This is a genomic window from Cyanobacteriota bacterium (assembly GCA_025054735.1).
In the GTDB taxonomy this organism is placed as follows: Bacteria; Cyanobacteriota; Cyanobacteriia; order SKYG9; family SKYG9; genus SKYG9.
In genome coordinates this window covers 1-1,510 of the sequence record JANWZG010000620.1, presented here as the reverse complement: position 1 = coordinate 1,510, position 1,510 = coordinate 1, and the positions used below count along the sequence as shown (strand labels likewise).

General features: G+C 51.8%; 3 protein-coding genes. All 3 read right to left on the bottom strand.

Going from position 1 to position 1,510, the window contains the following annotated elements:
* Window positions 1–245 (bottom strand): photosystem reaction center subunit H (locus NZ772_18790; GenBank protein MCS6815605.1); only part of this gene is annotated, 245 nt, incomplete at its 3' end.
* A gap of 200 nt (window positions 246–445) precedes the next feature.
* Window positions 446–757: a chaperone modulator CbpM gene (locus tag NZ772_18785; protein ID MCS6815604.1), complete on the bottom strand. Its 312-nt coding sequence runs from the start codon at window positions 755–757 to the stop codon at window positions 446–448.
* The coding region (locus NZ772_18780; GenBank protein ID MCS6815603.1) for an HSP40/DnaJ peptide-binding protein at window positions 754–1,510 on the bottom strand (757 nt) is incomplete at its 5' end. The genes NZ772_18780 and NZ772_18785, both read right to left, overlap by 4 nt.

The following is a 1,510-nucleotide window of genomic DNA, read 5'->3' as shown; positions in this document are numbered from 1 at the left end:
GCCATACGATACAACCGACGTAGTGATGTTGGCGGTTCCATTACCAGGCTAGAGTAGGTAAGGACGGCATCTGGCCCCACGATGGATACTTGCTCTAGAGGGGTATAACCAGCGCTACTGGCAAAGCAAACGACTCGTCCACGATCGTCTATCCAAACTTCTTCAACACCACCAAGCCGAGTAGCTGTGCTGCCATCCATTGCCATTAATCCAACCATTTGACTCCGACGAACAACGTTGAACATATCTATCTCTACCCTCCACAAATGAACTTTTTGTAACTACTCACCCAACAACGCCGACTGGCCATCCTGCTTACGGATTTTTGCTGATTGTCTAGGTGCTCAAGCTTGGATGTTGAGCAGTTGGTTAACAGTCTCGATCAGGCGGTTTGCGGTTTCATGCTGTTGCCCAGTAAGGGCTACTAGGACATGCTCAATAAGAGCTAGTATTCACCTCTGGTACGATAGGCCCGCAGTTGCGCCTTGAGTTGGGCAATTTCAGCGGCCATGTCCAGTACCATAGCAGCACCAATCAAGTTTAATCCTAAATCACGGCGCAGGCGCTGAATCTGCACCACACGGACGAGATCCTGGCGGCGGAGCATGGTGCCTGTGGGTTCGACCAGCCCTAGGGTGACAAACCGCTCAATTAGCGGCACTGAGGTTTGAGTGAAGTAGGCAGCCTGCTCGAAACTGTAGAGGCGATCGCCTGTATTTGACCAGACAATACGAGATAATTCAAAGCTAGGGGTCATAGGTGCACCTCCGCAATGGCTTTGCGAGGATTAAAATTGCTGACTTGGCGCAACTTTTCATAGCATTCTTTCTCTTGAGTGCCGAGATCTTTGGGGGTGACAATTTTCAGCCGTACCAACAAATCCGTTCGGTTGCCCTTGGGATCGCGCCAGCCTTTGCCCCGCAATCTCAGGGTTTGCCCAGAGTCTACACTGGGTGGCACTGTCATGGTGACGTTGCCATCAGGGGTCGGAACCTCTATTTGAGCGCCGAGCACAGCTTCCTCTGGACTGATGGGTATTTCACAGATTAGATTGTTACCCTCAAATCTGTAGAACGAATGGGGGAGTAACTCAATGGTGAGATATAAATCTCCCCGTTGCTGACTAAAGGGACTGATCTGTCCCTTACCTTTGACCCGGATGCGGCTACCGGACTTAGCACCGGGTGGAATGCGTACGGTAATTGTTTCATCGCCAATTTGTAGCCGTTTTTGGGTGCCATGAAAAGCTTCGGAAAAGGTGAGGGCGATCGCCGCTTCGCTATCCTGAGCGGGCATGTCCACGAAGCGACTGAACGGGTCATCGCCAAACTCCACAGACTCTCGAAATCCCTCTGGCCCTGTTGTTGTCCGATAAGTATAGACCCGTCGTCTGGTACTACCACCCTGCCCAAAGCGACCCAGTAGTTCGTTAATAAACTCGTCAAAGCTCCCGTACTGCCCGAAGTCCATACCCTCGAAGCCAACCCCATCAGTTGGGGGGGCACCTGCA